The organism is Streptomyces anandii JCM 4720 (genome assembly GCF_014650655.1).
GTDB classification, from domain to species: domain Bacteria; phylum Actinomycetota; class Actinomycetes; order Streptomycetales; family Streptomycetaceae; genus Streptomyces; species Streptomyces anandii.
On sequence record NZ_BMVJ01000008.1, the window covers coordinates 245644 to 246723 of the forward strand.

At 70.6% G+C, this 1080-nt stretch carries 1 protein-coding gene, 1 tRNA gene and 1 pseudogene; 2 read left to right on the forward strand and 1 reads right to left on the reverse strand.

The genetic code is table 11. The annotated features are described in order from the left end of the window. Positions 1 to 174, forward strand: a pseudogene (locus IE249_RS37555) (IclR family transcriptional regulator); the annotation flags it as partial. Positions 175 to 268: 94 nt separating this feature from the next. Then, positions 269 to 342: transfer RNA gene (locus IE249_RS16990), tRNA-Lys, on the forward strand. Positions 343 to 415: 73 nt separating this feature from the next. Here IE249_RS16990 and IE249_RS16995 read toward each other — a convergent pair. Continuing rightward, positions 416 to 1021 carry a lytic polysaccharide monooxygenase auxiliary activity family 9 protein gene (locus IE249_RS16995; protein WP_189705659.1) on the reverse strand — a complete coding sequence of 202 codons (606 nt, stop codon included), beginning with the start codon at positions 1019 to 1021 and terminating at the stop codon, positions 416 to 418. Positions 1022 to 1080 lie beyond the last annotated feature (59 nt).

Sequence of the window (1080 nt, forward strand, 5' to 3'; positions counted from 1 at the left end):
GACCTCCAGGAGTACGCGGTCGGCACGGTGTGCGCCGCCGTCCCCGTCACGGCCGGCTCCGCCGTGGGCTGCCTGGCCCTGTCGCTGCCCGTCGAGCACGCGCACCGGCTGCGCCGTGCGGCGGAACAGCTGAACCGGGACGCGGCACCGGTGATGCTGTCACTGGCGATCTAGGAACCGGGCCGGGCCCGGGGGGTCACGAGCACCCTCGTGGACCAGGTAGTATTTTCTTCGTCGCCGGCCGCGAAGAGCGGACGGCGGGAGTCATGCGCCGCTAGCTCAGTTGGTTAGAGCAGCTGACTCTTAATCAGCGGGTCCGGGGTTCGAGTCCCTGGCGGCGCACAGATGAAGGGCCCCTCGCGGAAGCGGGGGCCCTTCGACGTGCACCCGGTCACGCCTGGACGTCCGGGGCCGGTCAGAAGGTCACGTCCGAGCAGGCGTAGAAGGCGTTGCCCGTGTCGGCGATCGTCCAGACGGCGAGGATCATGTGGTGGCCGCTCAGGCCGGTGGGCAGGGTGCCGCTGTGGCTGAGGGTGGCCGGCGGGCGCTGACCTCCGTAGGGGACGGTGAGGAACGGGGTGGTGTTGAGGTCGGCGCGGGTCAGGGCGTGGTTCTGGTTCCAGCCCTGGCGGGTCACGTAGTACTTGAAGTCGGTCGTGGCGTGCATGGCGGTGAACTGCCAGCGGAAGGTGTAGCTCTGCCCGCCGGTGACCTTCGTCGTCGGCCAGGCGCCGCCCGAGGGGGTGCGCGGGCTGTCGAGCGGGGCGAACCGGCTGTTGTTGCCGGAACACAGCTGCCCGTCGGCCGGCCCGGCCGCCGGGAAGCCCTTGGGGCCCTCGACGCTCTGCGGCTCCCACTGGATGCCGCCGCAGTTGGTCACGGTGCCGTTGGCGCAGAGCTTCTGCCTGCTGATGGGGAGGTCGGTGTAGCCGTGGCTGCTGGCGCCGCCGGTGGAGAGCACGAAGGCTCCGGCGGTGGTGAGGCCCAGCACGGCCGCGTACAACTTGGCCTTGGTGCGCATGCTGCCGCTCCTGGAGAACGTGGGGAGTTTCAGTGAGCTGTGCAGTGCTGTGCGGGGGG

What these genes read in the sequence shown, in the direction of transcription:
- IE249_RS16995 (WP_189705659.1), bottom strand. Translation starts at nt 1,021, where the DNA reads ATGCGCACCAAGGCCAAGTTGTACGCGGCCGTGCTGGGCCTCACCACC.